The organism is Vibrio atlanticus, assembly GCF_024347315.1.
Taxonomy (GTDB): Bacteria; Pseudomonadota; Gammaproteobacteria; order Enterobacterales; family Vibrionaceae; genus Vibrio; species Vibrio atlanticus.
The window spans coordinates 3,395,735-3,421,258 of the sequence record NZ_AP025460.1 but is presented as its reverse complement, the minus strand read 5'-3'; the positions used below and the strand labels follow the sequence as shown (position 1 = coordinate 3,421,258).

The window sequence follows — 25,524 nt, the reverse complement described above, 5'->3', positions numbered from 1 at the left end:
CAGGCTTGTCATGAGTAGTAAGATTGATAATCAGCTTTTTTCAGCACATGAACATGCACTAGAGCATGAACCATGTCCACAGTGTGGTGGAGAGCTTCAGCTTCGCCATGGCAAGCACGGCCCATTTTTAGGCTGTAAGCAGTATCCGAGCTGTGATTACATCAAGCCGTTGCATCAAAACGATGGACACGTGGTGAAAGAGCTGGGTGTGCCGTGTCCTAAATGCCAAAACGAATTGGTATTAAGGCAAGGCCGCTTTGGGATGTTCATTGGTTGTAGTAGCTACCCAACATGTAATCACATCGAATCTTTGGACCAACCAAAAGAACAAGCTGAAGAGCAGCCACTTGTTGCTTGTCCGGAGTGTGGCAGAGGCCATTTGGTTGAGCGTAAATCTCGCTATGGCAAAACCTTCTATGCTTGTGATAACTACCCTAAGTGTAAGTTCGCAGTTAACCAACCACCAGTTATCGGTCGTTGTGAAGAGTGCCAGTTCCCATTGTTACTTGAGAAGAAAACAGCCAGTGGCGCTAAGAAGCAATGTGCAGACCGCAAGTGTCACCACATTCAATCTCAATAACCTGATGTTATAGACAAAAAAACGGCGCTCACTGAGCGCCATTTTTATATCAAATCCACAATGTAGGTTTACTTCATCTGCTCAGCAAACTCATGCACAGCAGGATAGGCTTGTTTGTCGAGAATGTCTGCCAGTGAGCATAACGCTCTTTGCAGCTCTGCGTTGTAGTCAGCGCTCACGTTAATGTGGCCCATCTTACGACCTGCACGCTTCTCTTTGCCATACCAATGAACATGACAGCCACCTTGAGCCAGAATAGCCTCAGGTAGGGTATCTTCACCAAGAATGTTGATCATTGCGGTTGGGCGAATCAGTTTAGTACTGCCTAGCGGCATACCACATACAGCACGTAGGTGGTTCTCAAACTGACAAGTTTCAGCGCCTTGCTGTGTCCAGTGGCCAGAGTTATGAACGCGTGGTGCGATCTCATTAACAAGCAGTGAACCTTGAACATCAAAGAACTCAAGTGCTAGCACACCAACGTAATCTAAGCGCTCAGCAATGGCTGTGAACATGTTTTTCGCTTGCTCTTGCAGTTCAATGTCATCAATCGCTGTAGATAAGCTCAACACGCCGTCGGTGTGAACATTTTCAGCCAGTGGGTACACTTGGATCTCGCCATTGGCGCCACGAGCACCAACCAGTGATACTTCGCGGTCAAACGGAACGAACTCTTCAGCCACAATCGCTTGGTTGTCTGTTGCTGCAATGCACTCAGCCATTTCTGTCCAAGTTGACTCAACATTATCTAATGTCTTTAAGCGCCACTGGCCTTTGCCATCGTAGCCGCCAAGTGTGCTCTTCAAGACCATTGGCAAGCCTACGTGAGCAATCGCAGCGTCAAAGTCTTCGCGAGAGTTAATCACGTAGTACTTAGCATTTTTCACGTTTGCTTCGTCTAACAGGGCTTTTTCAAGACGACGGTCACCGCCGGCTTTGATTGCTTCTGTTGTCGGTAAGAACTTACCGCTGCGCTCACACACCTCAAGAACATCATGAGGGATATGTTCGAACTCGGCAGTGATGACGTCCGCATGCTCAATCGCATTGTCTAAGCCGTTGCCTAGAATCGCTTGCGTTAATGGATGAACAATATTTTTGCTGCCAACATCAAAAGCAGAAATTTCAATATTCAGCGGTGCCCCAGCTAGGGACATCATGCGAGCAAGTTGGCCCGCGCCTAACACAAGAACATGCATGGGAATTAGTCCTCTGCAGGGTTTGGATTAGCAAGAACCGTTTCTGTTTGCTCAGAGCGGAACGCTTCTACTTTTGCCATTACTTTTTCATTGTGAGTACCAATGATTTGAGCTGCTAGGATACCAGCGTTAGCGGCACCAGCTTCACCGATAGCCAAAGTACCTACCGCAATGCCTTTTGGCATTTGTACGATAGAAAGCAGTGAGTCCATGCCTTTCAGTGCTTTAGACTGAACAGGAACACCTAAAACAGGTACGCTTGTGAAAGCTGCAGCCATGCCCGGAAGATGCGCAGCACCGCCAGCACCAGCAATAATCACTTTAATACCGCGCTCTTTCGCACTGGTTGCGTAGTCAGCAAGCAACTGAGGTGTGCGGTGAGCAGAAACCACTTTTGTTTCGTACGCCACGCCAAACTGATCCAACATTTCTGCAGCTAGCTTCATTGTTGGCCAATCAGATTTAGAACCCATGATAATACCGACAGTCATCTCAAACTCCTTCAGGTACGATTTAATTAGTGATTAGATATTTTGCGCGCATTATACGGGTAAAATTGCTTAAGGAAAACGTTTGCGTCAGTCTAAGTTGTTAATTGATACATTTTATAAACAAATAGCTTTAGTCACAGTGAATGATAATTTGTACACTTAGTGAGTTCGATAACAGAATTAATGAGGCAACCCTTGGATAACTTTCAACATACTTTGCAGGCATTACAACAAGGTGAAGTCATTGCTTACCCGACAGAAGGCGTTTTTGGGGTCGGTTGTGATCCCGATAATCCACAAGCCATTAAGAAATTGCTCGATTTAAAACAGCGGCCGATGGAGAAAGGGTTGATCCTAATTGCTGCGAGTTACGAGCAGTTGCTGCCCTATATTGACGAAAGCCAGTTGACGGAAGCACAGTTAGCGACCGTAAAAGCAACATGGCCGGGGCCTGTGACTTGGATAATGCCAACCAGCAGTAAAGTAACTGACTGGGTCAGTGGCCAATTTGAATCCATCGCGGTGCGAGTGACTGATCACCCTTTGGTTCAAAGAATGTGTAATGAATTCGGTAAGCCGTTAACCTCGACCAGTGCTAACCTGACAGGTGAACCGCCTTGTATGACGACTGAAGAAGTTCAACAGCAACTGGGTCAACATTTGGTGGCTATTCTCGAAGGTCAAACGGGTGGTCGTGAGAAGCCAAGCGAAATTAGAGATGCAAAAACGTCGAAAATATTAAGACAGGGTTAAACCCTGCAAAGGAAGATAGATGTCAGCAATTGATAAAGAAGCAGTAAAACAGTTTTTACTGAGCCTACAAGATTCGATTTGCCAACAGCTTGAGCAAGCTGATGGCACAGCACTGTTTGAAGAAGATGCTTGGGAGCGTGAACCTGGCGAACGCCTTGGTGGCGGTGGTCGAACTCGCGTGATGACCAACGGTGCGGTCTTTGAGCAAGGTGGTGTTAACTTTTCTCACGTTGCAGGTAAGGCAATGCCAGCTTCAGCAACCGCTCACCGCCCTGAATTAGCCGGACGTAAGTTTGAAGCTATGGGCGTTTCATTAGTAATCCACCCTAAAAACCCATACATCCCAACCTCACACGCGAACGTTCGATTCTTTATTGCGGAAAAAGAAGGTGAAGACCCAATTTGGTGGTTTGGTGGTGGTTTTGATTTAACACCATTCTATCCTTTTGATGAAGATTGCCAGTCTTGGCATCAAACCGCTAAAGATCTGTGCGCACCATTTGGTGAGGACGTTTACCAAGAACATAAAGAGTGGTGTGATAAATACTTCTATCTGCCTCACCGAGACGAAACACGCGGTGTTGGTGGTCTGTTCTTTGATGATCTGAATGAGTGGGGTTTCGATAAGAGCTTTGCTTATATGCAGGCTGTCGGTGAAGGCTTTGCAGCCGCCTATCTACCAATTGTAGAACGACGCAAACAGACGTCTTACGGTGAGCGCGAGCGTGACTTCCAACTTTATCGTCGTGGTCGCTATGTTGAATTTAACCTAGTTTACGACCGTGGCACCCTGTTTGGTCTGCAAAGTGGTGGTCGCACAGAGTCTATATTGATGTCTATGCCGCCGTTGGCTCGTTGGGAATACCGCTACGAACCACAAGCGGGTTCACCAGAAGCTCTTCTTTATAGTGACTACCTCAAACCTCGAGTTTGGTAGTTCTTCCTTCCTTATAGGGATAGTGATAGGGTCATCTATATAGATGACCCTTTTTATTATTTCTGTTAGGTAAGGATATGACACAGCAAGTAGATCGTTATGCCGTTTTCGGTAATCCTATTGGGCAAAGCAAATCGCCATTCATTCATACATTATTTGCTCGCCAAACCAGCCAACAACTTACCTATACAGCACTCCAGCCAGAACAAGGTGAATTCATCATTGCTGCTCAAGCTTTTTTTAGTGAAGGTGGTAGAGGGTGTAATGTCACAGCGCCATTTAAAGAAGATGCTTATCAGTTCGCTAATCGCCTGACTGAAAGAGCTGAACTAGCAGGTGCCGTAAATACCCTTAAGAAATTAGATGACGGAGAAATCATTGGTGATAACACCGATGGTGAGGGTTTAGTTCAAGACCTTCTTCAACATCAAGTTATGCTCGAAGGGGCTCGCGTTCTTCTGCTTGGCGCTGGTGGTGCTGCTCGAGGAGTAATTCAACCTCTTCTCGACCAAAAGCCACACCAGTTGGTAGTCGCTAATCGAACCAGTTCAAAGGCTGAACTTCTGGCCGAGATGTTTTCTTCACATGGAAACATCAAAGGAATGGGGTTAAGCGATGTTAATGAAGGGTTTGATGTCATTATTAACTCGACCTCGTCTGGCCTAAGTGGTCAGCTTCCTGAAGTTTCTGAGATTATCTTCAATTCTAATAGTGCCGTTTATGACATGGTTTACGGATCGGGCAACACGGTATTCAATCAGTGGGCATTAGATAATGGTGTTCACGCTGCTTATGATGGTTTAGGCATGCTAGTGGGGCAGGCTGCAGAGAGCTTTATGCTATGGCGTGGCCTTCGTCCGGGAACAAAACAGATTTTAAGAGAACTACGTAAAAACCTAGAGATGTAATGAGGTATTTATAAAAAATGAATCAATCAATTCTATTTCCTGATATCCAAGATTGGGATGAAGAAAGTCAATCAATCATCTTCCCAGCACAGCAGTCTGGCGCACTGATTGAGTGTGTTATGTCTATTGAAGAACTGTCTCGATTGGCAGGTAAAGATATAGAAGAAGGCGATCAAGCTTTAGTTATCTTTTCAGAGTTACGTTTTGATATTGAAGAGCTAGCTGAAGGGTTAATAGAAGAAGAGGAGTATGACTCCTCTAATCGGATTCAGATCAAAGTGCTTTAGACTGGCAACACAGAATCTAAATAGTCGTTTTTATTCTGAACATAGTTGTCAGCTGACTTCTGTAAAAAGGCACGCTCTTTATCATTTAATGGGCGTGCTTGTTTTACTGGGCTTCCTACATAGAGATAACCGCTTTCAAGTACCTTATTAGGCGGAACCAAGCTACCAGCGCCAATCATCACATCTTCTTTAATAACCACGCCATCAAGCACGATAGCTCCCATACCAACAAGTACACGATCTTCAATGGTGCAGCCATGCAGCATTACTTTATGACCGATAGTGACATCATTGCCTATTAGTAGAGGATAACCCTCAGGGTTTTCTGCATTCTTATGGGTGACGTGCAAAACGCTGCCGTCTTGGATATTTGTTCTATCTCCAATATGAATGTGGTTCACATCTCCTCGAGCTGCAACTAAAGGCCACACACTAGAGTCGTCACCGATTTTGATATCACCAACCAGTACAGAACTTGTATCTATATAGACACCTTGTCCAATCTGAGGGGATATTCCTTTATAACTGCGTTTTGAACTCATAAATCCTCCTTTATATAGGCACATTAAGCCCTTAATTAAGGGGAATACTAGTGAAAATGGGGTGTTTTGAACAAAAAACGCTCGAACAATCAAGAAAGTAAGAAAAACTTCAAAAAGGGCTTGCCAGTGTGATCGAAATCTCTATAATGCCACCTCGCTGACACGGGATGGCTTCGAAGCTTAGGTTTCAAAAGCGAAAACGAATCAGCAGGTCAAATTAGCCAAGCTAAGCGCTTGAAAAAAGTTTTGAAAATAGTGGTTGACACTAAAACTTAAATCGCTAAAATGGCCGTCCGGTTTGAGCGAAGCTCAAAAAGGAAAAGCTCTTTAACAATTTAAACCTATCAATCTGTGTGGGCACTCGTTGATGAATATCAAAACGTTTTATCGTTAGATAAAACAGATTCTTCGGAATCAAAATTGATTTCAATGAACTGAGTGACCAATACGTTTAACTACTTGTAGTTATTCGGCACAGTCAATTCATTACCATTCTGTTGGAATGGTAATAGCTTTAGAATTACATGTTCATCAATCTTTTTCGAAAGAGCGAATGAATATTAGTTTTGAAGTCAGTATTCGTTGAGTCACAAAATCTTAAATTGAAGAGTTTGATCATGGCTCAGATTGAACGCTGGCGGCAGGCCTAACACATGCAAGTCGAGCGGAAACGACACTAACAATCCTTCGGGTGCGTTAATGGGCGTCGAGCGGCGGACGGGTGAGTAATGCCTAGGAAATTGCCTTGATGTGGGGGATAACCATTGGAAACGATGGCTAATACCGCATAATGCCTACGGGCCAAAGAGGGGGACCTTCGGGCCTCTCGCGTCAAGATATGCCTAGGTGGGATTAGCTAGTTGGTGAGGTAATGGCTCACCAAGGCGACGATCCCTAGCTGGTCTGAGAGGATGATCAGCCACACTGGAACTGAGACACGGTCCAGACTCCTACGGGAGGCAGCAGTGGGGAATATTGCACAATGGGCGAAAGCCTGATGCAGCCATGCCGCGTGTATGAAGAAGGCCTTCGGGTTGTAAAGTACTTTCAGTTGTGAGGAAGGGTGTGTAGTTAATAGCTGCACATCTTGACGTTAGCAACAGAAGAAGCACCGGCTAACTCCGTGCCAGCAGCCGCGGTAATACGGAGGGTGCGAGCGTTAATCGGAATTACTGGGCGTAAAGCGCATGCAGGTGGTTCATTAAGTCAGATGTGAAAGCCCGGGGCTCAACCTCGGAACTGCATTTGAAACTGGTGAACTAGAGTGCTGTAGAGGGGGGTAGAATTTCAGGTGTAGCGGTGAAATGCGTAGAGATCTGAAGGAATACCAGTGGCGAAGGCGGCCCCCTGGACAGACACTGACACTCAGATGCGAAAGCGTGGGGAGCAAACAGGATTAGATACCCTGGTAGTCCACGCCGTAAACGATGTCTACTTGGAGGTTGTGGCCTTGAGCCGTGGCTTTCGGAGCTAACGCGTTAAGTAGACCGCCTGGGGAGTACGGTCGCAAGATTAAAACTCAAATGAATTGACGGGGGCCCGCACAAGCGGTGGAGCATGTGGTTTAATTCGATGCAACGCGAAGAACCTTACCTACTCTTGACATCCAGAGAAGCCAGCGGAGACGCAGGTGTGCCTTCGGGAGCTCTGAGACAGGTGCTGCATGGCTGTCGTCAGCTCGTGTTGTGAAATGTTGGGTTAAGTCCCGCAACGAGCGCAACCCTTATCCTTGTTTGCCAGCGAGTAATGTCGGGAACTCCAGGGAGACTGCCGGTGATAAACCGGAGGAAGGTGGGGACGACGTCAAGTCATCATGGCCCTTACGAGTAGGGCTACACACGTGCTACAATGGCGCATACAGAGGGCAGCAAGCTAGCGATAGTGAGCGAATCCCAAAAAGTGCGTCGTAGTCCGGATTGGAGTCTGCAACTCGACTCCATGAAGTCGGAATCGCTAGTAATCGTGAATCAGAATGTCACGGTGAATACGTTCCCGGGCCTTGTACACACCGCCCGTCACACCATGGGAGTGGGCTGCAAAAGAAGTGGGTAGTTTAACCTTTCGAGGAGGACGCTCACCACTTTGTGGTTCATGACTGGGGTGAAGTCGTAACAAGGTAGCCCTAGGGGAACCTGGGGCTGGATCACCTCCTTATACGAAGATACTTACGATGAGTGTCCACACAGATTGATTAGGTTTAGAAAAGCAAAGAGATGAAGAACTCCCAAGTTCTTCGAAGTTTGTTTCTACTTTTAAAGTAGAGATGAATTGCAGTGTCCCGTTCGTCTAGAGGCCTAGGACACCGCCCTTTCACGGCGGTAACAGGGGTTCGACTCCCCTACGGGATACCATTGGGTCGTTAGCTCAGTTGGTAGAGCAGTTGACTTTTAATCAATTGGTCGCAGGTTCGAATCCTGCACGACCCACCATTCTTTCTCCGCGAAGGAATTAAAACTATCGTGGGCGATTAGCTCAGTTGGGAGAGCACCTGCCTTACAAGCAGGGGGTCACTGGTTCGAGCCCGGTATCGCCCACCATTCTCTAAATATTCTTGGTTATAGTCATATCCAAACCACTTCTTTTGTCGTTGGTTGGTGTGTTTGACCCTGAGAGTCTTTAGAAAATGTGAATTTTAGAACACTGGTTCTTAAAGTCTCATGCTCTTTAACAATTTGGAAAGCTGACTGATTGATTTACTTACGAGTAATTCAATCAAATTTAAAAGTTCTCAATGTTTATCTTTCATTAGGTAAACACAACAAACACATTCAAGTGTCTTGTATTCGAATCAAACTTAGTTTGATTCACAATTGAGTCCGGCAAACAGTTATCAGGAATTAACCCTTCTTGATGACAACCAAAAACCTTGGTTAGTTGCCATACTAGTTTGTTTTCGCTTTTCAAAAGCGAAAGTAAAACAGAGACCCTTTCGGGTTGTATGGTTAAGTGACTAAGCGTACACGGTGGATGCCTTGGCAGTCAGAGGCGATGAAAGGCGTAATAACTTGCGATAAGCCCAGATTAGGTAGTAATAACCTTTTGAGTCTGGGATTCCTGAATGGGGAAACCCACTTGCATAAGCAAGTATCCTGTTGTGAATACATAGCAACAGGAGGCAAACCGGGGGAACTGAAACATCTAAGTACCCCGAGGAAGAGAAATCAACCGAGATTCCGAAAGTAGCGGCGAGCGAAATTGGATTAGCCCTTAAGCTTTTAATGATGCAGGTGAAGAGTCTGGAAAGTCTCGCAATAAAGGGTGATAGCCCCGTAACCGACACATCATAATCAGTGAAAACGAGTAGGGCGGGACACGTGATATCCTGTCTGAATATGGGGGGACCATCCTCCAAGGCTAAATACTACTGACTGACCGATAGTGAACCAGTACCGTGAGGGAAAGGCGAAAAGAACCCCTGTGAGGGGAGTGAAATAGAACCTGAAACCGTGTACGTACAAGCAGTAGGAGCACCTTCGTGGTGTGACTGCGTACCTTTTGTATAATGGGTCAGCGACTTAATTTTAGTAGCAAGGTTAACCGTTTAGGGGAGCCGTAGGGAAACCGAGTCTTAACTGGGCGTACAGTTGCTAGGATTAGACCCGAAACCAGGTGATCTAGCCATGGGCAGGTTGAAGGTTGAGTAACATCAACTGGAGGACCGAACCGACTAATGTTGAAAAATTAGCGGATGACTTGTGGCTAGGGGTGAAAGGCCAATCAAACCTGGAGATAGCTGGTTCTCCCCGAAAGCTATTTAGGTAGCGCCTCGGACGAATACTACTGGGGGTAGAGCACTGTTAAGGCTAGGGGGTCATCCCGACTTACCAACCCTTTGCAAACTCCGAATACCAGTAAGTACTATCCGGGAGACACACGGCGGGTGCTAACGTCCGTCGTGGAGAGGGAAACAACCCAGACCGCCAGCTAAGGTCCCAAAGTATAGCTAAGTGGGAAACGATGTGGGAAGGCTCAGACAGCCAGGATGTTGGCTTAGAAGCAGCCATCATTTAAAGAAAGCGTAATAGCTCACTGGTCGAGTCGGCCTGCGCGGAAGATGTAACGGGGCTAAGCTATACACCGAAGCTGCGGCTACGTACCTTAGGGTATGTGGGGTAGGGGAGCGTTCTGTAAGCCGTTGAAGGTGGTCTGTAAGGGCTGCTGGAGGTATCAGAAGTGCGAATGCTGACATGAGTAACGATAAAGGGAGTGAAAAACTCCCTCGCCGGAAGACCAAGGGTTCCTGTCCAACGTTAATCGGGGCAGGGTAAGTCGACTCCTAAGGCGAGGCCGAAAGGCGTAGTCGATGGGAAACGGGTTAATATTCCCGTACTTCTTACAATTGCGATGGGGGGACGGAGAAGGCTAGGTGGGCCTGGCGACGGTTGTCCAGGTTCAAGTACGTAGGCGGAAAGTTTAGGTAAATCCGGACTTTCTTAACGCTGAGATACGATGTCGAGCTACTACGGTAGTGAAGTCATTGATGCCATGCTTCCAGGAAAAGCCTCTAAGCTTCAGATTGTAAGGAATCGTACCCCAAACCGACACAGGTGGTCGGGTAGAGAATACCAAGGCGCTTGAGAGAACTCGGGTGAAGGAACTAGGCAAAATGGTACCGTAACTTCGGGAGAAGGTACGCTCTTATCAGTGAAGTCCCTTGCGGATGGAGCAGACGAGAGTCGCAGATACCAGGTGGCTGCAACTGTTTATTAAAAACACAGCACTGTGCAAAATCGTAAGATGACGTATACGGTGTGACGCCTGCCCGGTGCCGGAAGGTTAATTGATGGGGTTAGACTTCGGTCGAAGCTCTTGATCGAAGCCCCGGTAAACGGCGGCCGTAACTATAACGGTCCTAAGGTAGCGAAATTCCTTGTCGGGTAAGTTCCGACCTGCACGAATGGCGTAATGATGGCCACGCTGTCTCCACCCGAGACTCAGTGAAATTGAAATCGCTGTGAAGATGCAGTGTACCCGCGGCTAGACGGAAAGACCCCGTGAACCTTTACTACAGCTTGGCACTGAACATTGAACCTACATGTGTAGGATAGGTGGGAGACTTTGAAACCGCGTCGCTAGATGTGGTGGAGTCGTCCTTGAAATACCACCCTTGTAGTTTTGATGTTCTAACGTTGGTCCCTGAATCGGGATTACGGACAGTGCCTGGTGGGTAGTTTGACTGGGGCGGTCTCCTCCCAAAGAGTAACGGAGGAGCACGAAGGTGGGCTAAACACGGTTGGACATCGTGTGGTTAGTGCAATGGCATAAGCCCGCTTGACTGCGAGAATGACAATTCGAGCAGGTGCGAAAGCAGGTCATAGTGATCCGGTGGTTCTGAATGGAAGGGCCATCGCTCAACGGATAAAAGGTACTCCGGGGATAACAGGCTGATACCGCCCAAGAGTTCATATCGACGGCGGTGTTTGGCACCTCGATGTCGGCTCATCACATCCTGGGGCTGAAGTCGGTCCCAAGGGTATGGCTGTTCGCCATTTAAAGTGGTACGCGAGCTGGGTTTAGAACGTCGTGAGACAGTTCGGTCCCTATCTGCCGTGGGCGTTGGAAAATTGAAAGGGGCTGCTCCTAGTACGAGAGGACCGGAGTGGACGAACCTCTGGTGTTCGGGTTGTCATGCCAATGGCATTGCCCGGTAGCTAAGTTCGGAATCGATAACCGCTGAAAGCATCTAAGCGGGAAGCGAGCCTTGAGATGAGTTTTCCCTGACGCTATAAGCGTCCTAAAGGGTTGTCGTAGACTACGACGTTGATAGGCAGGGTGTGTAAGTGCTGCGAGGCATTGAGCTAACCTGTACTAATTGCCCGTGAGGCTTAACCATACAACACCCAAGGGGTTTTGTGGACTCAAAGAAATACCAAACGCTTGAATGAGTTTGATGAGAATTTAACAGCTTTCCGAATTTTAAAATTTGCTTGGCGACCATAGCATTGTGGACCCACCTGATTCCATGCCGAACTCAGAAGTGAAACACAATAGCGCCGATGGTAGTGTGGGGCTTCCCCATGTGAGAGTAGGACATCGCCAGGCTTTAAATTAAATCTTTAGGTTGACCGACCTGGAGATATGGACGCTCACTTAGTGAGTTGACCACTGCGGAGTGGTAGTTCAGTTGGTTAGAATACCGGCCTGTCACGCCGGGGGTCGCGGGTTCGAGTCCCGTCCACTCCGCCACTTATTCGATAACCTCGCCTAGTGCGAGGTTTTTTCGAATCTGAAGTAGTAAAAATTTTTAGGGGTGTAGCTCCAATTGGCAGAGCAGCGGATTCCAAATCCGCGTGTTGGGAGTTCGAATCTCTCCACCCCTGCCACATCTTCCCTTAGGGGATATGAAAAGCCTCAACTTCGGTTGAGGCTTTTTGCCATCAAGTATTATAAAAAATTGAGATTTTCAGATCTCCTACCTATCAACCCCATCAAAAGCTCATCATAAACGTTCATAAAGCCTCTCTAAAACACTTCCGGTACATATCCTGTACTTTCAGTTTCAACCTCGTGGTGAGCTATACAGCTATGAATCGCCTTTGCAACTACCTAGAGTGAATATTGCCAACGAACACCTTTCATAGAAATTCGCGACTGGTATGGTCTATATCCGGTCATTCCAAAATAGTAGCGCTCTTCACTTCAATAACACCTGATACGTTTGTATTGTCCGCACTAAAGTACTGCATGTGGACAGTAAGATTCTCTGGAGTTAAATCAGAGTCTAAATATATTTCGATAGCTCCCAAAAATATTACAACCTTAAACTCCGAACAATCACAATAACCATCACCATTCATACTATCGATTTCAATCTGTTCCTGACTCTTATCATCTAGAGAAATAAAGTCTCCATAATATGCAGCGTAATTAACTGAGGCTTTGGCTTCAAATTGAACATCAACACTATACATATCATCATTGATATATCTGATGTCACCTAACGCTATGTTATGGATTGAAGACACATCGATATACTGTATATCTTCATTGTAGGAGCTTTCCAGCAGTAGGTACTCTGTACCAGAAAGCTCATCACCAGTTAGATAAATATCCTCAATACTTGCTCCTTCGGATAGAAGAAACTTCTCAAGCATCTCTTGTGAATCACCTGAAGCTAATACGTTCTTAATCAGTTCGATCTTCTCTGTTTTCTTGTCAAGCTCTTCGAGAATATCTGTTATGTCTGGAGTGTCTAAAAATTCACGTAAGGTTTTTATAGCGGTAACATTTTCATATTTAGATAACTTTTCATGGAAGTTGCCATCCTTGCAAAGAACTATGACGGGGCCACTGGCGGCTAAGGTAAGAATCCCCTTCGATATCATAGCATCGGGAAAATCGTCTCGGTGTTTCGCTTTTTTAAAGACACCACCGCCTGAAAAATATTCATCAACAATAGAAACGATATCAACAGGTATAAAAGCGATCTCCTCGATACAGTTATCTTTCATCCAGTCAGAAAAACTGTCATAAATAGGCGACTCAAGCCCCTCTCTTAACTGCTTTAATTGATTACTCATCCCTTCTACATATTGATGGTTGGGATGCGAGTTACTCATTTTCTTGCGAATAGCTTGTAGTGAACTAGATATTTTTTGACAGTGCTCTGATAGGTCAAGGTATTGCTGACTTAGGTATTCTCGCTTAACTATGTTGGGTATATACACCTCTAAAGCGCTTTCTCTAGCCAAGCGAGCGAGCATCGCCATATCACTCTTGTCGATAGCATTTTCACGTAGAATATTAGTATCTAAGACTACTTTAGGCATCTTGCCTTCCCCAGAATGGTTTAATGAATTACGATATTTAAAGTTTATTTTACTTATCTAGCTTACTGGTTTTAAAGCTTTTTTATGTGATCTGTATCGAGTGTGCTAACTATGAAATACCTTGATAGTGGCTCAAATGAACACACGTAAGAGGCTGTGAAAATTTTCAGATATCGTAAGTGGAAAGGATATCTAAGACTTGTCAGTTCTCTGCTCATCGTTAAATCTCACACCTAGTTATAGCAATGTAGGAGTGTTGCCGATGTTCGTTTATTCATGCTGTGGTGATGATTAGAAGTGAGATTGCAACGCTGAGCAAAACGAGAATGACGGCAATATACTATTGCTAAAGACGGCTTCTGATATTTATCCCAGAGCCTCACAATATCCATAAATCCTGATGAAATTAGCAGACCACCGTGTTCAACTTTTAGTTACAGAAGTTTCCTCACTCTCTGACATTTTGGTTAAACCGTATTTTAGAGCCTTGATAACAAGAATCCGGCTTCCCTTCGATAATCCTGCATCCATTTGCTCGATCTGATTTGATAATTTCTCTGTTAGCTTCTTCATTGTATTTATATCTTCTCGGAAGAAACTGGCTATGTTGACTGGTCTGTATGCTTCAAATAGGTAGTTCGAAAATAACCCTATATCTTTAGTTGACCAATTATCTATAGCTTCGATCCATTGACCTGTAGAAAACAGCTTGATAAAGGGGCCTGAACGATGTTTGTTGTAAAACTCTGAATCGACGTTAGCCCAGGATTCTTTGGTTCTCGTATAAAGTGAGTTATTTAAAACTTCGCTGTTTGAAGCTAACCAGCGAGTCTTATGATACTCGAATAAATTTTCTATTAGTTCTGTTGACAAGTTTAAGTTATGAGTTCTTCTGCTGAGCTCAGTGCCGTCAAAGAGTTTCTGATCGGCAAGTTTTTCGACTTGTTCAAGAAACTGTTTAACATCGTCACTGATAAAGCCATTTTCCAATAAGTATCTGTAGTTTTCACACGCTTGGAACCACTTAACAAGTGACACACTTTTTTGGTGAAAGATATAGGTTTCAGTTTGTTGTAGTAAATCTAAGAATGTTGATTCATCTAATTGGTATGGTCTTTCAAACATAAACCTATCAATAGGGCAGGGCTTTGAAAGTACATGTCCGATAGCGTCGATATCAGGAACTAAGTGTCGTTTACCACAGCAATATTCAATGAGTTCGATAGTCGGGGTATACATAGTTCTAAAGGGTTTGAACTCGTCTTCAGTATCGTTGTCAGGTACGTTGTCAGGTAAGCGAATATTTTTCGTATAATCTAATCCGAAGCTGATCTCGTCGGCAGTTTTTCCACACGAGTAATATAGGTAGCAAATAGTTATAACCTGAGCCCCTAAAATCTCCATGCTAGACTTTAAATCAAGCTCATCTTCCCCTTTAACTATATCAAAGACGTTTTTTAGTCGGTTGCTAGCCCTTTTTAATACTCTGAGGTTGGAGAATTTATACTTCTCGATTAGCTCTAACAGGTTGGAGCCGTAGTCAGTAAAGTACTCATGATGACCGAACGCGATCTCTACAACATCTGAAAGAGGTCTTTTAAAGTAGACTCGATCTGAAAATGCCTTTTCTAACATCCCACCGTCAATTGATGATTTCTCAGAGTTCATGATGAATATGAACTCTAAGTCATTATCGTTGATCAGTTGTAGGCATTCACCCACAATAGCCCCTTCGAGTTTGGAATCGTTCACTCTTTCTAAATCATCTAAGATCACAACAACATTGCTAACTTTATTCAGCAAAGTATGTTTGGCTACTCCTGCGGAACCTTTTAGGATGGATGAAATAAGCCCTCCGTTCTCACTAGCTTTGTCTAAAGCTGTTAACGCACTGCTGGCTATTCCTTTCATCAGGCTTTCATCAACTTTCTCTGAAAAAAAGACGCTTGATATTAGTTTATCTCTGAAGTCGTCTAGGTCATTAATGCCCGTTAGAGAGAAGAAAACAGTCTTTCGGTGTTTTTTCTCTAAATAAGGGCGTAAATTATTTTCGACGAAATAGGTTTTACCTACTCCCCATTGTCCATCAAGGCGTACCATGGAAGGGAATGAATGGTCATTTAACAGGGATACTATTACTTCGGACAGTTGATTCATTAACGATAACCATTTGTAATTTAATAACTAATTAGAGCAAGTTACTGATTTCAAGTAAAGACAGACATGTGAGTATCTATCACACTCTAGTAACATTACTCCCCTTCAGACATATATAAAAATTAAGTGACTGATAGAAATAGGAGTATTTTGTCATGACGCTTAATAGAACAATCAACCTGACCAATTCGATAATGAAAACCTTATCTGGTCCCAGTACTGATTCTCGCTCTAACGATTTGGAGTGGTCTGACGGTGGAGGAGATAACAGTGTAATTGGTTTGAAGGTGCTCGTTGGACGTACTCAAAATCGACGCTTCCACCTACGTTATGTATCACCAGTGAGCCGGAAGAAATCAAGCATCACTATTGCTAGGTGGCCGGATTTATCGGTAGAAGAAGCAAGAGCTAAAGCGCGTAAGCTCAAGGTACAAATCGCTGAGGGTATTGATCCAAAGATTGAACGAGACTCTCGCTCTGCTGTTGTGATGCCTGATGTTTTCACCTTCTTCCACGAAACTTATCTACCGTGGGCAAAGACGCGTAAAAAGTCATGGAGAGACGATGAAACACGCTTCTTGCGGTGTAAACCAATCTACAAATATCAGATGGACAGGCTTTCTACACACGCAATCATGAAGCTTCAGTCCCACCTAGCCACTGAGACTTACAAAGGTAAACCTTATTCCGTAGCGACTAACAACAGGGTCATTGCGCTCGTTAAGGGGCTTTGTTCTCTATCAGCTAAGGTTTTTGATCTACCTAATCACGCTACGAAAGTTAGTTTGTTACCTGAAACGGGAGCAAGGGAGCGATTCTTAAATATTGAAGAAACGGCTTTACTGATAAAGGTTGCTCGAACTTATTACTGTAAGGTGAAGGGGAATCTGATAGCGCTTCTGTGGGTAACAGGATGCAGAATTTCTGAGCTACTTGAGAGACAATGGCAGGACGTTGACTTTGATAATCGAACGTTATTTATTAAAACCACTAAGAACAAGAAATCGCATCAAATTTATCTATCTGACCTGATGTTAGAGTTGCTCTATGAGCTTAGGGACTTAAAGCAACCGGGGAATCTCTATATATTTCCTGGTAGTCGTGAAGGGACACATATCTCACCACCACGTAAAGCTTTGAAGTTGATACTAGAGAGGGCGGGGATTGATCCTGACGGGGTTGTGTTCCATACCAGTAGACATTCTGCCTGCTCCAACCTTCTGAATCATAGCGGTCTAGATGCTACATCAGTACAGCGTTTTCTTAACCATAGCGATATTTCAAGCACCTTGCATTATAGGCACTTTGATAGGTCAGCACTAGAGCGTGGAGCGAATGCCCTGTCTGATATGGTTGAAAGAGCTAGTGAGAATCTAGTTCTACCCGAACCTAAGTCATTTGAAAATTAATATTAAGATTTAGTCGATAGCCCCTGAATAGTTAGTTCTATTCAGGGGCTTTTTTGTATCTGGAATTTAGATGGAGAGATTCAATGAAAGTCGTGAAAAGCCTTATTGATGCTGAACAGTTGGAGTTGCCTTTACCGATTAAAGAGCAATTGATGCATCAACTATTGCTTCCTTGGTCTGGTGATCGTGATGAGGCTGAGAAATTTTGGGAGGAAGTTTCCACCTGCCTGATCTTGATTGAGCGAGGTGATACTGATCAAGACTTAGCTGACGTAGATGAAGATACCGAGGTCATTCTGTCTTATGCGATAGAAAACCCTGAGTTTGTCATTTTGCTACCAGACGAGACTGAACCCTATGTCTTTGCGTGCTGTGTCCATGCTGACGATGGAAGTGGGAGTTTTGTTATGGGTTCCACGAGTAATACTACCCAAGCGATGAAAATGCTCATCGAATTGGCTGAATAAGGAGGAATTTGTATGAGCCAAAAAGTTGAAAAGGAGAACGAGGTTGATCTGTTCACCATTGTTAAAGAAGGGCAGAGTCCAAAGCTTAGTCCTAAGTCTGAGAGCTTTCTAGAGTACCAGATTGCCTACAAAGAAGATGATCAGGAGTTCTATATACGTGTTTCTAAAAACTCGTCGTCAGGATTGTTCTCGAACAGCTGGGTACGCCTTGAAGCTATCTTTGCACTGCTCGATGATCAAGTAGGTAAAACCCTCAAGTCGACAGCGTTGAAGCCAGTAATAACAGGTGGAAGTAGTAATTCAAGTGGGTTCTTAGCGGCTATCCTGCGAACTATCTCTATCCTTGATCCTGTACCCGATAATGTGTTCTTACATCAGGTGTCTGAACGCTATGAAGTGGTGAAAACAGAGCTTCGAGCACTAGCCTCTAACCCTGATTAATCCTTTATACCTAGCCTCGTCCTGAGGCGGTTTACTTAATTATTACAATGAGAATTTATATGAACTTAACTCTTCAATTTGATGTTGAGCGATTCGTGCTGCCTATTAGCATAGACCTTCAAAATGCTTTAAACCGGATTTGTAACGAGTCTGGAAAGGTTTCGTCCTCAACTCAAGTAATAACGATAAATGTTAGAAATAGAGCTTACTCAATTGAGGATGGAGGATACCACCCTGTGGAGATCCGTATCACTAGGCTTAATGACCAATGGGTTTTTGATTACATCACTGATTTTAGCTACTGCGGATTGATGCCTGAACTTGAGAAAGAAATCGACTTTGATTTTGGTCATGGTGTGGCTTACATCCGTTACATGGGAGAAGTTCCCATTATTGAATCCAGTGTCGCTGAGTTCTATTCGATGTGGGAAAGTAATTTTCTGTCGTATCTATCAATGGACTGCTTCGAGGAGATTAAGGTAATGGCGGAAGATGTATAGCGCTTATTAGTGTTGTGATGAACAGGAACTTGACCGGAGTGCGTAAAGGAAAAATGCTCTGTGGTTTTGTCCTGTTCATCAGTTCATGCTGGTGAATGTGTGATGGGGTATTAGCACTTAATTGATAAACCTAACTCAAGGATTGTACATCCGTTGCACCGTGTTGGAAGGTTTATGGAGTAATAGAAACACCCATTGCGTCAGTGGCAATGGGAGTGAATTTCGTGGTGCTAATTTGGAAAAAATTTATCTAGCGGATAATGATTTGGTGAGATCTTATTGGTGCCTGAGTCATGAACTTACTGATAGATAAGTCATTAATAGTACCCAGCCAGGTGGCAGGTTATTTATCTGTTTAGTTACCTTCGCTAAAAAACAGCATCGTTTTGAGTCTTCCCTTAGCTGGTATCGGTTCGAAGTTTATTAAAACACTCCAGTTCCCATATCTAACATCGAAAGCTTAAAAACCGGTGCATAGTGGTTTCTTTATGACATGGAGTGACTACAACAGAGAACAGAAACGACATTATGCTTGGTGATTGCATTTCATCTCAACGAACCATCAACAAGCCCAACGACGTACTTCAATCAGCTCAGTGCCTTCTACTTGGTTGAGTCTAGATACGTTTGGAGCTCTTGCTTCAACAAGTAACGTATCCAATCAGGTGAGAGCACCTCTACATGAGGTAACCATGTTTTAAGTTGACGTAGTAATTCTGAAATGTTCTTGGTTTCGTGACTAATGAACACATCCCCTGAATCCAGCTCTTTCAATACTTGGAAGTCATCAGAGTTACCTTCATTTAAGAAAGCTTCTACCCCTTTAATACTCATCTGTATAAGAACTTCAACGGGATTGAGTCGTTCATCTTCATATCCACAACCAGTTAGCTTCTGCTCAACGCTAGAGTCAGGAGAGTATTTATCCTCGTAACGCACTAACTCACGAATCTTAGCCACTCTGAGAGACTCTAAGCGGTTTCTCTGTGCCCCAGCGATGTACCAGTAGCCGGAGTCATTTATCAGCCTGTATGCGAAAAACTCATCGTAGGTTTTCCCTTCATGGTTAAAGCTAATCACGTTTCGTCGTTGTATCGATTCGATAAGTTTCTCGAACACCGAAGCACATTCACTAATGTCCTCTACTTGTGGGTTCTTGAAGAGAAAAGGTGGTGCGGTTTTGTTGTTCAGTACGCCATTACTTAGATAGTGCTTACCCGAAAACAAAGTATCGAACCCCATGTTTAACAGCAGGAGAGATAGCTCATTATTGGTCTGTCTGCCTAAGAACTTAGGGTCTAACGAGTAACAAGCTCCGTCACGTTGTATAGGTAGGTAATTTAACCGTTCATTGAAGTCACGATTTAACGTCCTTCTTGCTACCCCAAATTCACGACTTAAATCATCCAGATGCAACTTCTCACCCGTATTTAAACGGGTCAGGATGATGCCAAGTCGTTTCGCTAGTTTGTCATGCTCTTTCATTCTACGCATTGTAGATAGGTCACTCGTCAGGTGGTGTCGCACTGAGAAAGAACCTGATTATTTCTAGCTAATTTTCATAAGGTTACTGATATTGCTATAACTTTCATTAGCTACCTCTAGGTATGCCTTACAAGGCATTCATCAATCATTTCAATATTTCTATATCCGAGCGACACACCCTGTCGTTCACCCTCTTTAAACTAATCATCAATCACGTTAATGCCGTCTCTTATAAGCGGCGTCATTACGTATTTAAGGAAAACAAAAGTGAAAAAATTAATCATCCTGCTAGGTCTAACTTCACTATTCGCATCTTCAGTATTCGCAGGTGGCACGTTCGGCGGTAATCCGGGCGATATCTCGAAAATGAAAGAACTGCTAGAGCCACAATGGAATGGTAAAGCAGGTATTCAGAACACATCATCTTACGGTGCCATCGTGCAATGGAAAGCGGATGTCTGCGGAACCATGAACGGTCATGTTACTGATGTAACTCAATGCGGCTCTGATACCCCGAAAGGTAAAGCACTATAAGTTTTGTTGCGGAGCTTGGCTCACGATATCTCAGCTTCGAAATTGGAACTCTCTAGGCTGAGGTATCAATGAGCTCCGCAACACCCTAATAAACCAACAAGAAGGAGCCTTTTCATGGCGATTAAATCAATAACAATATTAGTTACAACCTGTCCTGCATGTGGTGAGCGTGCATATGATGATGGTAGCTGTCAGGTGTGCGGTCACTCTCACTAAAGCTGCATTGGTAAAAATCTAAGGGGGCGTATTCTTAATTGAGTACGCCTCTTTTTCATATATAGGAAAGGAGAATCATGATGAAAGCATATGATCGAATCATGCTTCAACAACGATGGTTTAAGCCTAGCGTTTCAACTGGATTGAAAGGCGCACAGTACGGGACTGCACTTGGAGCTAGGTTTGGCCCTCAAGGTGTTGTGCTTGGTGGTGCAATCGGGTTTGTCAGTGGAGCCTTAATCGGTGGTGTTCTGGATGAGCTAGACGTTCTCTAGTGATTGAAGGAGTAGGGGGTATCTCTGCTTCTTTTTTTTCTTACGTTGATGATTCAGAGTTCGTATTGACGACGGCTTCGATATGTCGAGTTACGAAGATATTAAAGATAAATTTCACAACCAGTGTTAGCAATGTAGAAGTGTTGCTGATGTTCGTTTCTTTATCTAGTCACGATGATTCACTTTGTCATTGCTGTGCTCATTCTGTTCTAAATTCAGCACTGTCCCATTGCACTAAAAACAATGTTTGAAATTTAGTGTAGTAGGGTTGGGTTTTGTTGCTTCTAAGTAGTACAGCTTTACTTTGTTCAGACATATCCAGTCTATAAGAAGAGATTTATTGATCAACATTTGTTCGATCAAACAAGAAAGAAAAAAATTATTTTAACGAGTGGCATCTTGATTATTCATTCAGAAAGACTTCGTATGTTTTTTGTTCGAAGAAGTTTTACGCCAAGAAGAGGGCGCAAACCGTCGTGATTAAAATTTGCTTATTCACTTTCTTGGTTTTTTTAGTCATTGTTGATGTTTTTAGTTGTTTTAAATCAAGTGGTTATGTATTTTTGTGGTGTTGATTATATATTTTTGAAGGGTATGCTAAACGTTCTTTAAACACCCGAGAGGACTACAAAATGGCTCGTAAGACACAGAAAAAAGGTTTCATCCAGACACTAGATGGCAACACACTAGCTATGAAATTAATTGCCTCAATTATTCGATTAGAAGACTTAATTATTTTTCTCGAAGGTAAAGGACGACAAGTTTCCTACGCAAAGCTTTCAGATAAAGAGGGTAGAACTGTTGCCGATGCTGATGCTTGTACTGATGAGGTGATCAACTCAGATAGCTTTATCAACCTAGGCAAAGGTAATCACGTTCGTTGTTCTACTATCGAGGCGGTCGAGACTTGTAATGGTCGAGATCATAACGGCATTCTGATTCGTGGTGAGGGTGATGCGATATTGAGCTTCCTGCCTATCTCCCAATTAGAAGCCCGTGAGAAGGTCGCTGACGCGTTACATGATGCGCTGGTTTCTTATGAAGCTGGTAAGTTTGTACAACCTGATCTAACTAAAATCCTATTCACTCACTAATCGTACGAAGGTAAATGATATGAACACTCTGAAACTGAAAGACTTAATCGAAATGATCAAAAAATGTGGTCAAGATTGTCCGCAGGGTAACCGCAGAACAATGGGAGGACTACTCGCTCACTGTATCGAGAGTTGCGAAGATGAACATGGAACAATGCAGCAATCTGCTTATTTAATGAAGTATGTGCGTACCTGTATGAATAACAACGTTGAAAAGAAAGGTGTCGATAGCATTGGCTATTTGCAACTAATCAAGTTTGTTAAGTCATGGGCTCGCACAGCGAAGTTTAAGTAAGAATAATATCGCTGTAATACGGTCTAGCAAACCACTGCCTTCGTGCGCACCATTCTATACCAGCCTTTTCTAAACTAGTCTCATCTCCGAGCACCTCTTTATTACCAATCTTTCTATATCCGATAACCGACGAAGTGTGTCCGGTCATGGATGTACTTCGTCTTTTTTATTTTAACGAATGGATAAATAAAGATGAAAACGTTAGAAACAGCCCCAAAAACAACATATCAATTGATGCGCGAAACTGAGCACGAATTAGAAGACTTCCTGCAGTCCACGTTCTTCGATACAAAACCATTGCTTTTAGATGATCAAGTTAGCAAGTTCGAAGCTGAGCTGCGAGGACGTGAGGAAGCTAAAAAGGAAATAGATAAACGTATTAATCGATACTTAGAGGGGATTAAATCTGCTCCATGGGCGGCAATGCGTGGTAAGGGTAAAGCTATCCATATATCGATAGACTCTGAGTGGGTCTTTAACCATGAGACGGGTAAGAACGATATTCTTTGCTACTCCTACAGTGTTCGCATTGGTGATAAGTCGTTTAGCGGCGTGAAACATACCGACATGGCGAAACTGATTAAGCAGTGTCGTGATCAAGGTCTGTCGAAAGAAGATGAAATGGATAAGCGTAAGCAGCTTACCAAGAAAGGTTATAAGATCGGCTTTGACAAATTCATCCAAGAATTACTGATAAAAGCTAAAGCACGTGGTTTCATCGAAGAATGGCCTGAGCAGACCTTTATCTATGCTCATTTTCTTCGTGCTGATATCGCTTCTTTCGAAGAGTTTTGGAACATCGGTAAAAATAACAAGAACCATAAAAACTCGCTAACAGTCGTTCAAGGTACAGTAACCTCTGGTCGCGGTGCTTACGGTATCGCTCTGGACTCCATCGGGCGCAGTAAATATAAAATAGAAAACACCAAGTTCTACTCTTCATCAAATAACGCTTTTGAAACTAAGCTTCGCTTCATCGATACAACTTTGTTGAGTAGCAAGGCATCACTTGAGGAGCTAGGGTTGCAGTGCGGTTTCCCCAAAATGACGCTACCAGACAACATGATAGAGCGAATGGATGACCTGTATTGTAAGGATACTAGTCTGTTTAATCGGTATGCGGTTCGCGATGCGGATGTTGCCTTGGAATATGGTTTACGGATGCAGAAGTTCGCATTGGTTGACCTTCGTGAAGATATTGGTCTGGAGCTGAATAGCCTGCCTTCGACATTAGGCAATCTTGGTGTGTCGTTGTTCCGACATACGTGTGGTAGTACAGCCGCAATGCATGACTTTTTAGGATATGAGACTCGTAAAAAGCAGTATTATCATGCAAAAAGTAATGCTATTCGCAACACATACGATATATCGAAAACGGTTAGTCGAGAGTACACCGATAACCTTGCAGTTTCAGCCTTGTTTGGTGGTTGTAATTTTGGAGCTTACTTTGGGGTATCTGAAAAAGGTGACTATTTTGATTATGATTTGAGCGGCGCGTACACGACCAGCTTAGTCAACTCTAAAAAGGCCGATTACCCTAATACCTTCGAATCTAAGAATATTGAAGACTATCTAGGTGATACCATGGGTTTTGCGTATGTTCGCTTTAAACATCCAGACGGTATCCGATTTCCTGTCATGCCTTGTCGAACCGATCTTCGTGGCATCTATTATCCGATGGAAGGGGAAACTTATGTAACGTCGCCAGAGCTTCAACTGGCGCACGATATTGGGTGTGAAATTGAGATCTTACATGGAATGGTAATCCCTTGGGTTGAGGGTTCGACATCTATGTATAAGGACTTCACCACTATCATTCGTAAGCAACGTTCCAAGTACAAGAAAGCAGGAAATGAGCTGTACAGCGGGCTATGGAAGTTGGTAGGTAACTCGCTTTATGGCAAAACTTTGCAGGGGTGCAGCAACTCAAAAGGGTTCGATCTTGCTACAGGATTGAGTAAGAACATCCCATACTCACCAGTGACTAACGCGCACTACGGGGCATACTGCACGTCTTATGTTCGCGCTACCATGCTTGAGGTTATTGGCAAGCTTTGCGAGCGTTATGGCGATGACATTAAGATAATTTCAGCCACCACAGACGGTTGGTTGTGCAATGCCACAGAAGAGCAATTAGAGCAATGCTTAGACGGTCCATTAGCACAACGCTTCCAGCAAATCTGTACTGAAGTCAGTGGCGAAGACATGATGCAACTAAAGCACCATGCTAAACAGATTATCTCTATGAAGACTCGTGGACAATTGACTGCTGAATTAGGATATACAAAACCTATATGCGCTAAAGCAGGGATAAAAGCACCGAAAGGCGTAGATGAAAATGAGTGGATGGTCGAGTTGTTCTTAGATCGTTATCCGGGTCAGAAAGTTGCACGTAAACACTTAGCTTCAGCGCGTGACCAATGGTTAAAGGAACTCGACCTGATTTCTATCCATATCGAACAGACACTTAACCTCGAATATGACTTTAAACGTCGCCCCGTAAACCCTCGTATGGTGGAAGTTCGTCACCCTAAAAGCGGTGAAATGGTAGAGCACCTATCGTTCGATACTATTCCATGGAATACCGTTGATGAAGGTTTAGATGCTCGTACTTATTTCGACGAGTGGCGTGTAAACAACTGCCTAAAAACGATGGAAGATTGGGACAATTGGATGGACTTCTATAAGGTTCGTAGTTATCTCAAGGGAACTGGTGTTAAATACCTAGGAGATGGCTCAGAGGGCATTTTCAAGGTACAGATGTTACGAGCTATCACTCAAGGTAAATGGGGGCTACCAGAGGCTCCAAAACGCGCTCCACGAGGTCATTACGATAAGATGGTCTCTATGTTTGAGACTGACGGTATAGAAGGTATCACTAAACAAGATTTAGCAAATTCGAAGGGACGTAAGCTACTGGAATCTAAGTTACCTGTAACGCCTCGCATGTTGCCACTCCTATCATGGTTAGTGCGTAAGTACCCAAGGGTCGATATGACATTGATTTTCCATCCTATCGAGGTTGAAGAAGCAGTTTCCATGCTAGAAGAGTACAGCCGAGAACATACTGAAAAACTAGCAGCGTAGTATCGCGTAACACTTACAGAGCCAGATTCCGAAAGGGGTCTGGCTTTCAATTTTAGAACAGGTGGTAGCAGTGAGTGGAACGATTGCTGCCATTCTCT

The 25,524-nt window shown here is 43.9% G+C and carries 20 protein-coding genes, 5 tRNA genes and 3 rRNA genes; 22 read left to right on the top strand and 6 right to left on the bottom strand.

All coding sequences use genetic code 11. The features are described from left to right. The first annotated feature begins 10 nt into the window (after positions 1 to 10). Positions 11 to 580 carry a DNA topoisomerase family protein gene (locus OCV30_RS15455; RefSeq protein WP_065678332.1) on the top strand — a complete coding sequence of 190 codons (570 nt, stop codon included), beginning with the start codon at positions 11 to 13 and terminating at the stop codon, positions 578 to 580. Between the two features lie 68 nt (positions 581 to 648). Here the strand turns inward: OCV30_RS15455 and OCV30_RS15450 are convergent, their stop codons facing one another. After that, complete coding sequence (locus OCV30_RS15450) at positions 649 to 1,779, bottom strand: 5-(carboxyamino)imidazole ribonucleotide synthase (protein WP_065678333.1); 1,131 nt, start codon at positions 1,777 to 1,779, stop codon at positions 649 to 651. 5 nt (positions 1,780 to 1,784) lie between these two features. Then, a complete protein-coding gene (gene purE / locus OCV30_RS15445) occupies positions 1,785 to 2,270 on the bottom strand; it encodes a 5-(carboxyamino)imidazole ribonucleotide mutase (RefSeq protein ID WP_065678334.1) in 486 nt (161 codons plus the stop codon). Between the two features lie 195 nt (positions 2,271 to 2,465). On the opposite strand from purE, the gene tsaC reads away from it, so the two are divergent. The 4 genes from tsaC (at position 2,466) to OCV30_RS15425 (ending at position 5,155) form a co-directional block, all read left to right on the top strand. Continuing rightward, a complete protein-coding gene (gene tsaC / locus OCV30_RS15440; protein ID WP_004735778.1) occupies positions 2,466 to 3,023 on the top strand; it encodes an L-threonylcarbamoyladenylate synthase type 1 TsaC in 558 nt (185 codons plus the stop codon). 19 nt (positions 3,024 to 3,042) lie between these two features. Then, on the top strand, positions 3,043 to 3,960 hold the full coding sequence (gene hemF, locus OCV30_RS15435) for an oxygen-dependent coproporphyrinogen oxidase (protein WP_065678335.1): 918 nt from the start codon (positions 3,043 to 3,045) through the stop codon (positions 3,958 to 3,960). A gap of 77 nt (positions 3,961 to 4,037) precedes the next feature. After that, the gene (gene aroE / locus OCV30_RS15430) at positions 4,038 to 4,868 is read left to right on the top strand and encodes a shikimate dehydrogenase (RefSeq protein WP_065678336.1); all 831 of its coding nucleotides are present in this window, start codon (positions 4,038 to 4,040) and stop codon (positions 4,866 to 4,868) included. 17 nt (positions 4,869 to 4,885) lie between these two features. Further along, on the top strand, positions 4,886 to 5,155 hold the full coding sequence (locus tag OCV30_RS15425) for a DUF1488 family protein (RefSeq protein ID WP_065678337.1): 270 nt from the start codon (positions 4,886 to 4,888) through the stop codon (positions 5,153 to 5,155). Here OCV30_RS15425 and OCV30_RS15420 read toward each other — a convergent pair. Then, positions 5,152 to 5,697 (bottom strand): gamma carbonic anhydrase family protein, encoded by a 546-nt coding sequence (locus OCV30_RS15420; protein WP_065678338.1) that lies wholly within the window; start codon positions 5,695 to 5,697, stop codon positions 5,152 to 5,154. The genes OCV30_RS15425 and OCV30_RS15420 overlap by 4 nt on opposite strands. A 599-nt stretch (positions 5,698 to 6,296) precedes the next feature. On the opposite strand from OCV30_RS15420, the gene OCV30_RS15415 reads away from it, so the two are divergent. The 8 genes from OCV30_RS15415 to OCV30_RS15380 all read left to right on the top strand — a co-directional run bounded on the left by OCV30_RS15415 (position 6,297) and on the right by OCV30_RS15380 (position 12,020). Further along, positions 6,297 to 7,851 (top strand): 16S ribosomal RNA (locus tag OCV30_RS15415). 121 nt (positions 7,852 to 7,972) lie between these two features. Next, a tRNA-Glu gene (locus tag OCV30_RS15410) sits at positions 7,973 to 8,048 on the top strand. Positions 8,049 to 8,050: 2 nt separating this feature from the next. Then, positions 8,051 to 8,126: transfer RNA gene (locus OCV30_RS15405), tRNA-Lys, on the top strand. Positions 8,127 to 8,158: 32 nt separating this feature from the next. After that, positions 8,159 to 8,234, top strand: a tRNA-Val gene (locus OCV30_RS15400). A 403-nt stretch (positions 8,235 to 8,637) separates the two neighbouring features. Beyond that, a 23S ribosomal RNA gene (locus tag OCV30_RS15395) occupies positions 8,638 to 11,530 on the top strand. Positions 11,531 to 11,623: 93 nt separating this feature from the next. Next, positions 11,624 to 11,739: ribosomal RNA gene (gene rrf / locus OCV30_RS15390) — 5S ribosomal RNA — on the top strand. The 16S, 23S and 5S rRNA genes sit together here with 5 tRNA genes alongside, the layout of an rRNA operon. A gap of 67 nt (positions 11,740 to 11,806) precedes the next feature. Continuing rightward, a tRNA-Asp gene (locus tag OCV30_RS15385) sits at positions 11,807 to 11,883 on the top strand. A gap of 60 nt (positions 11,884 to 11,943) precedes the next feature. Continuing rightward, a tRNA-Trp gene (locus tag OCV30_RS15380) sits at positions 11,944 to 12,020 on the top strand. Between the two features lie 288 nt (positions 12,021 to 12,308). Here the strand turns inward: OCV30_RS15380 and OCV30_RS15375 are convergent. Further along, the gene (locus OCV30_RS15375; RefSeq protein ID WP_065679825.1) at positions 12,309 to 13,466 is read right to left on the bottom strand and encodes a PIN domain-containing protein; all 1,158 of its coding nucleotides are present in this window, start codon (positions 13,464 to 13,466) and stop codon (positions 12,309 to 12,311) included. A gap of 423 nt (positions 13,467 to 13,889) precedes the next feature. Continuing rightward, positions 13,890 to 15,623, bottom strand: a complete 1,734-nt coding sequence (locus tag OCV30_RS15370; protein WP_065679824.1) for a P-loop NTPase fold protein — start codon at positions 15,621 to 15,623, stop codon at positions 13,890 to 13,892. A gap of 155 nt (positions 15,624 to 15,778) precedes the next feature. Here OCV30_RS15370 and OCV30_RS15365 point away from each other — a divergent pair, with 155 nt between their 5' ends. The 4 genes from OCV30_RS15365 to OCV30_RS15350 all read left to right on the top strand — a co-directional run bounded on the left by OCV30_RS15365 (position 15,779) and on the right by OCV30_RS15350 (position 18,440). Then, entirely contained in the window at positions 15,779 to 17,032 is a 1,254-nt protein-coding gene (locus OCV30_RS15365; protein ID WP_065679823.1) for a tyrosine-type recombinase/integrase, read from the top strand. An 83-nt stretch (positions 17,033 to 17,115) separates the two neighbouring features. After that, on the top strand, positions 17,116 to 17,499 hold the full coding sequence (locus tag OCV30_RS15360) for a hypothetical protein (protein ID WP_065679822.1): 384 nt from the start codon (positions 17,116 to 17,118) through the stop codon (positions 17,497 to 17,499). Between the two features lie 12 nt (positions 17,500 to 17,511). After that, complete coding sequence (locus tag OCV30_RS15355; RefSeq protein WP_065679821.1) at positions 17,512 to 17,940, top strand: hypothetical protein; 429 nt, start codon at positions 17,512 to 17,514, stop codon at positions 17,938 to 17,940. Positions 17,941 to 17,999: 59 nt separating this feature from the next. After that, on the top strand, positions 18,000 to 18,440 hold the full coding sequence (locus OCV30_RS15350; protein WP_065679820.1) for a DUF2787 family protein: 441 nt from the start codon (positions 18,000 to 18,002) through the stop codon (positions 18,438 to 18,440). 603 nt (positions 18,441 to 19,043) lie between these two features. On the opposite strand, the gene OCV30_RS15345 is transcribed toward OCV30_RS15350, so the two are convergent. Then, on the bottom strand, positions 19,044 to 19,925 hold the full coding sequence (locus tag OCV30_RS15345) for a helix-turn-helix transcriptional regulator (RefSeq protein ID WP_065679819.1): 882 nt from the start codon (positions 19,923 to 19,925) through the stop codon (positions 19,044 to 19,046). Positions 19,926 to 20,192: 267 nt separating this feature from the next. On the opposite strand from OCV30_RS15345, the gene OCV30_RS15340 reads away from it, so the two are divergent. The 5 genes from OCV30_RS15340 to OCV30_RS15320 all read left to right on the top strand — a co-directional run bounded on the left by OCV30_RS15340 (position 20,193) and on the right by OCV30_RS15320 (position 25,426). Further along, entirely contained in the window at positions 20,193 to 20,459 is a 267-nt protein-coding gene (locus tag OCV30_RS15340; protein WP_065679818.1) for a hypothetical protein, read from the top strand. Positions 20,460 to 20,752: 293 nt separating this feature from the next. Further along, positions 20,753 to 20,950 carry a hypothetical protein gene (locus tag OCV30_RS15335; protein WP_370736704.1) on the top strand — a complete coding sequence of 66 codons (198 nt, stop codon included), beginning with the start codon at positions 20,753 to 20,755 and terminating at the stop codon, positions 20,948 to 20,950. Positions 20,951 to 21,582: 632 nt separating this feature from the next. Then, positions 21,583 to 22,044: a hypothetical protein gene (locus OCV30_RS15330; protein ID WP_017099698.1), complete on the top strand. Its 462-nt coding sequence runs from the start codon at positions 21,583 to 21,585 to the stop codon at positions 22,042 to 22,044. Positions 22,045 to 22,063: 19 nt separating this feature from the next. Continuing rightward, a complete protein-coding gene (locus tag OCV30_RS15325; protein WP_065679816.1) occupies positions 22,064 to 22,339 on the top strand; it encodes a hypothetical protein in 276 nt (91 codons plus the stop codon). 192 nt (positions 22,340 to 22,531) lie between these two features. Continuing rightward, on the top strand, positions 22,532 to 25,426 hold the full coding sequence (locus OCV30_RS15320; RefSeq protein ID WP_065679815.1) for a DNA polymerase: 2,895 nt from the start codon (positions 22,532 to 22,534) through the stop codon (positions 25,424 to 25,426). Positions 25,427 to 25,524 lie beyond the last annotated feature (98 nt).

What these genes read in the sequence shown, in the direction of transcription:
- OCV30_RS15330 (WP_017099698.1), top strand. Translation starts at nt 21,583, where the DNA reads ATGGCTCGTAAGACACAGAAAAAAGGTTTCATCCAGACACTAGATGGC.
- OCV30_RS15345 (WP_065679819.1), bottom strand. Translation starts at nt 19,925, where the DNA reads ATGAAAGAGCATGACAAACTAGCGAAACGACTTGGCATCATCCTGACC.
- OCV30_RS15355 (WP_065679821.1), top strand. Translation starts at nt 17,512, where the DNA reads ATGAGCCAAAAAGTTGAAAAGGAGAACGAGGTTGATCTGTTCACCATT.
- OCV30_RS15455 (WP_065678332.1), top strand. Translation starts at nt 11, where the DNA reads ATGAGTAGTAAGATTGATAATCAGCTTTTTTCAGCACATGAACATGCA.
- hemF (WP_065678335.1), top strand. Translation starts at nt 3,043, where the DNA reads ATGTCAGCAATTGATAAAGAAGCAGTAAAACAGTTTTTACTGAGCCTA.
- OCV30_RS15320 (WP_065679815.1), top strand. Translation starts at nt 22,532, where the DNA reads ATGAAAACGTTAGAAACAGCCCCAAAAACAACATATCAATTGATGCGC.
- aroE (WP_065678336.1), top strand. Translation starts at nt 4,038, where the DNA reads ATGACACAGCAAGTAGATCGTTATGCCGTTTTCGGTAATCCTATTGGG.
- purE (WP_065678334.1), bottom strand. Translation starts at nt 2,270, where the DNA reads ATGACTGTCGGTATTATCATGGGTTCTAAATCTGATTGGCCAACAATG.
- OCV30_RS15450 (WP_065678333.1), bottom strand. Translation starts at nt 1,779, where the DNA reads ATGCATGTTCTTGTGTTAGGCGCGGGCCAACTTGCTCGCATGATGTCC.
- OCV30_RS15420 (WP_065678338.1), bottom strand. Translation starts at nt 5,697, where the DNA reads ATGAGTTCAAAACGCAGTTATAAAGGAATATCCCCTCAGATTGGACAA.
- OCV30_RS15325 (WP_065679816.1), top strand. Translation starts at nt 22,064, where the DNA reads ATGAACACTCTGAAACTGAAAGACTTAATCGAAATGATCAAAAAATGT.
- OCV30_RS15375 (WP_065679825.1), bottom strand. Translation starts at nt 13,466, where the DNA reads ATGCCTAAAGTAGTCTTAGATACTAATATTCTACGTGAAAATGCTATC.
- OCV30_RS15365 (WP_065679823.1), top strand. Translation starts at nt 15,779, where the DNA reads ATGACGCTTAATAGAACAATCAACCTGACCAATTCGATAATGAAAACC.
- OCV30_RS15370 (WP_065679824.1), bottom strand. Translation starts at nt 15,623, where the DNA reads ATGAATCAACTGTCCGAAGTAATAGTATCCCTGTTAAATGACCATTCA.
- OCV30_RS15350 (WP_065679820.1), top strand. Translation starts at nt 18,000, where the DNA reads ATGAACTTAACTCTTCAATTTGATGTTGAGCGATTCGTGCTGCCTATT.
- OCV30_RS15335 (WP_370736704.1), top strand. Translation starts at nt 20,753, where the DNA reads ATGATGAAAGCATATGATCGAATCATGCTTCAACAACGATGGTTTAAG.
- OCV30_RS15360 (WP_065679822.1), top strand. Translation starts at nt 17,116, where the DNA reads ATGAAAGTCGTGAAAAGCCTTATTGATGCTGAACAGTTGGAGTTGCCT.
- OCV30_RS15425 (WP_065678337.1), top strand. Translation starts at nt 4,886, where the DNA reads ATGAATCAATCAATTCTATTTCCTGATATCCAAGATTGGGATGAAGAA.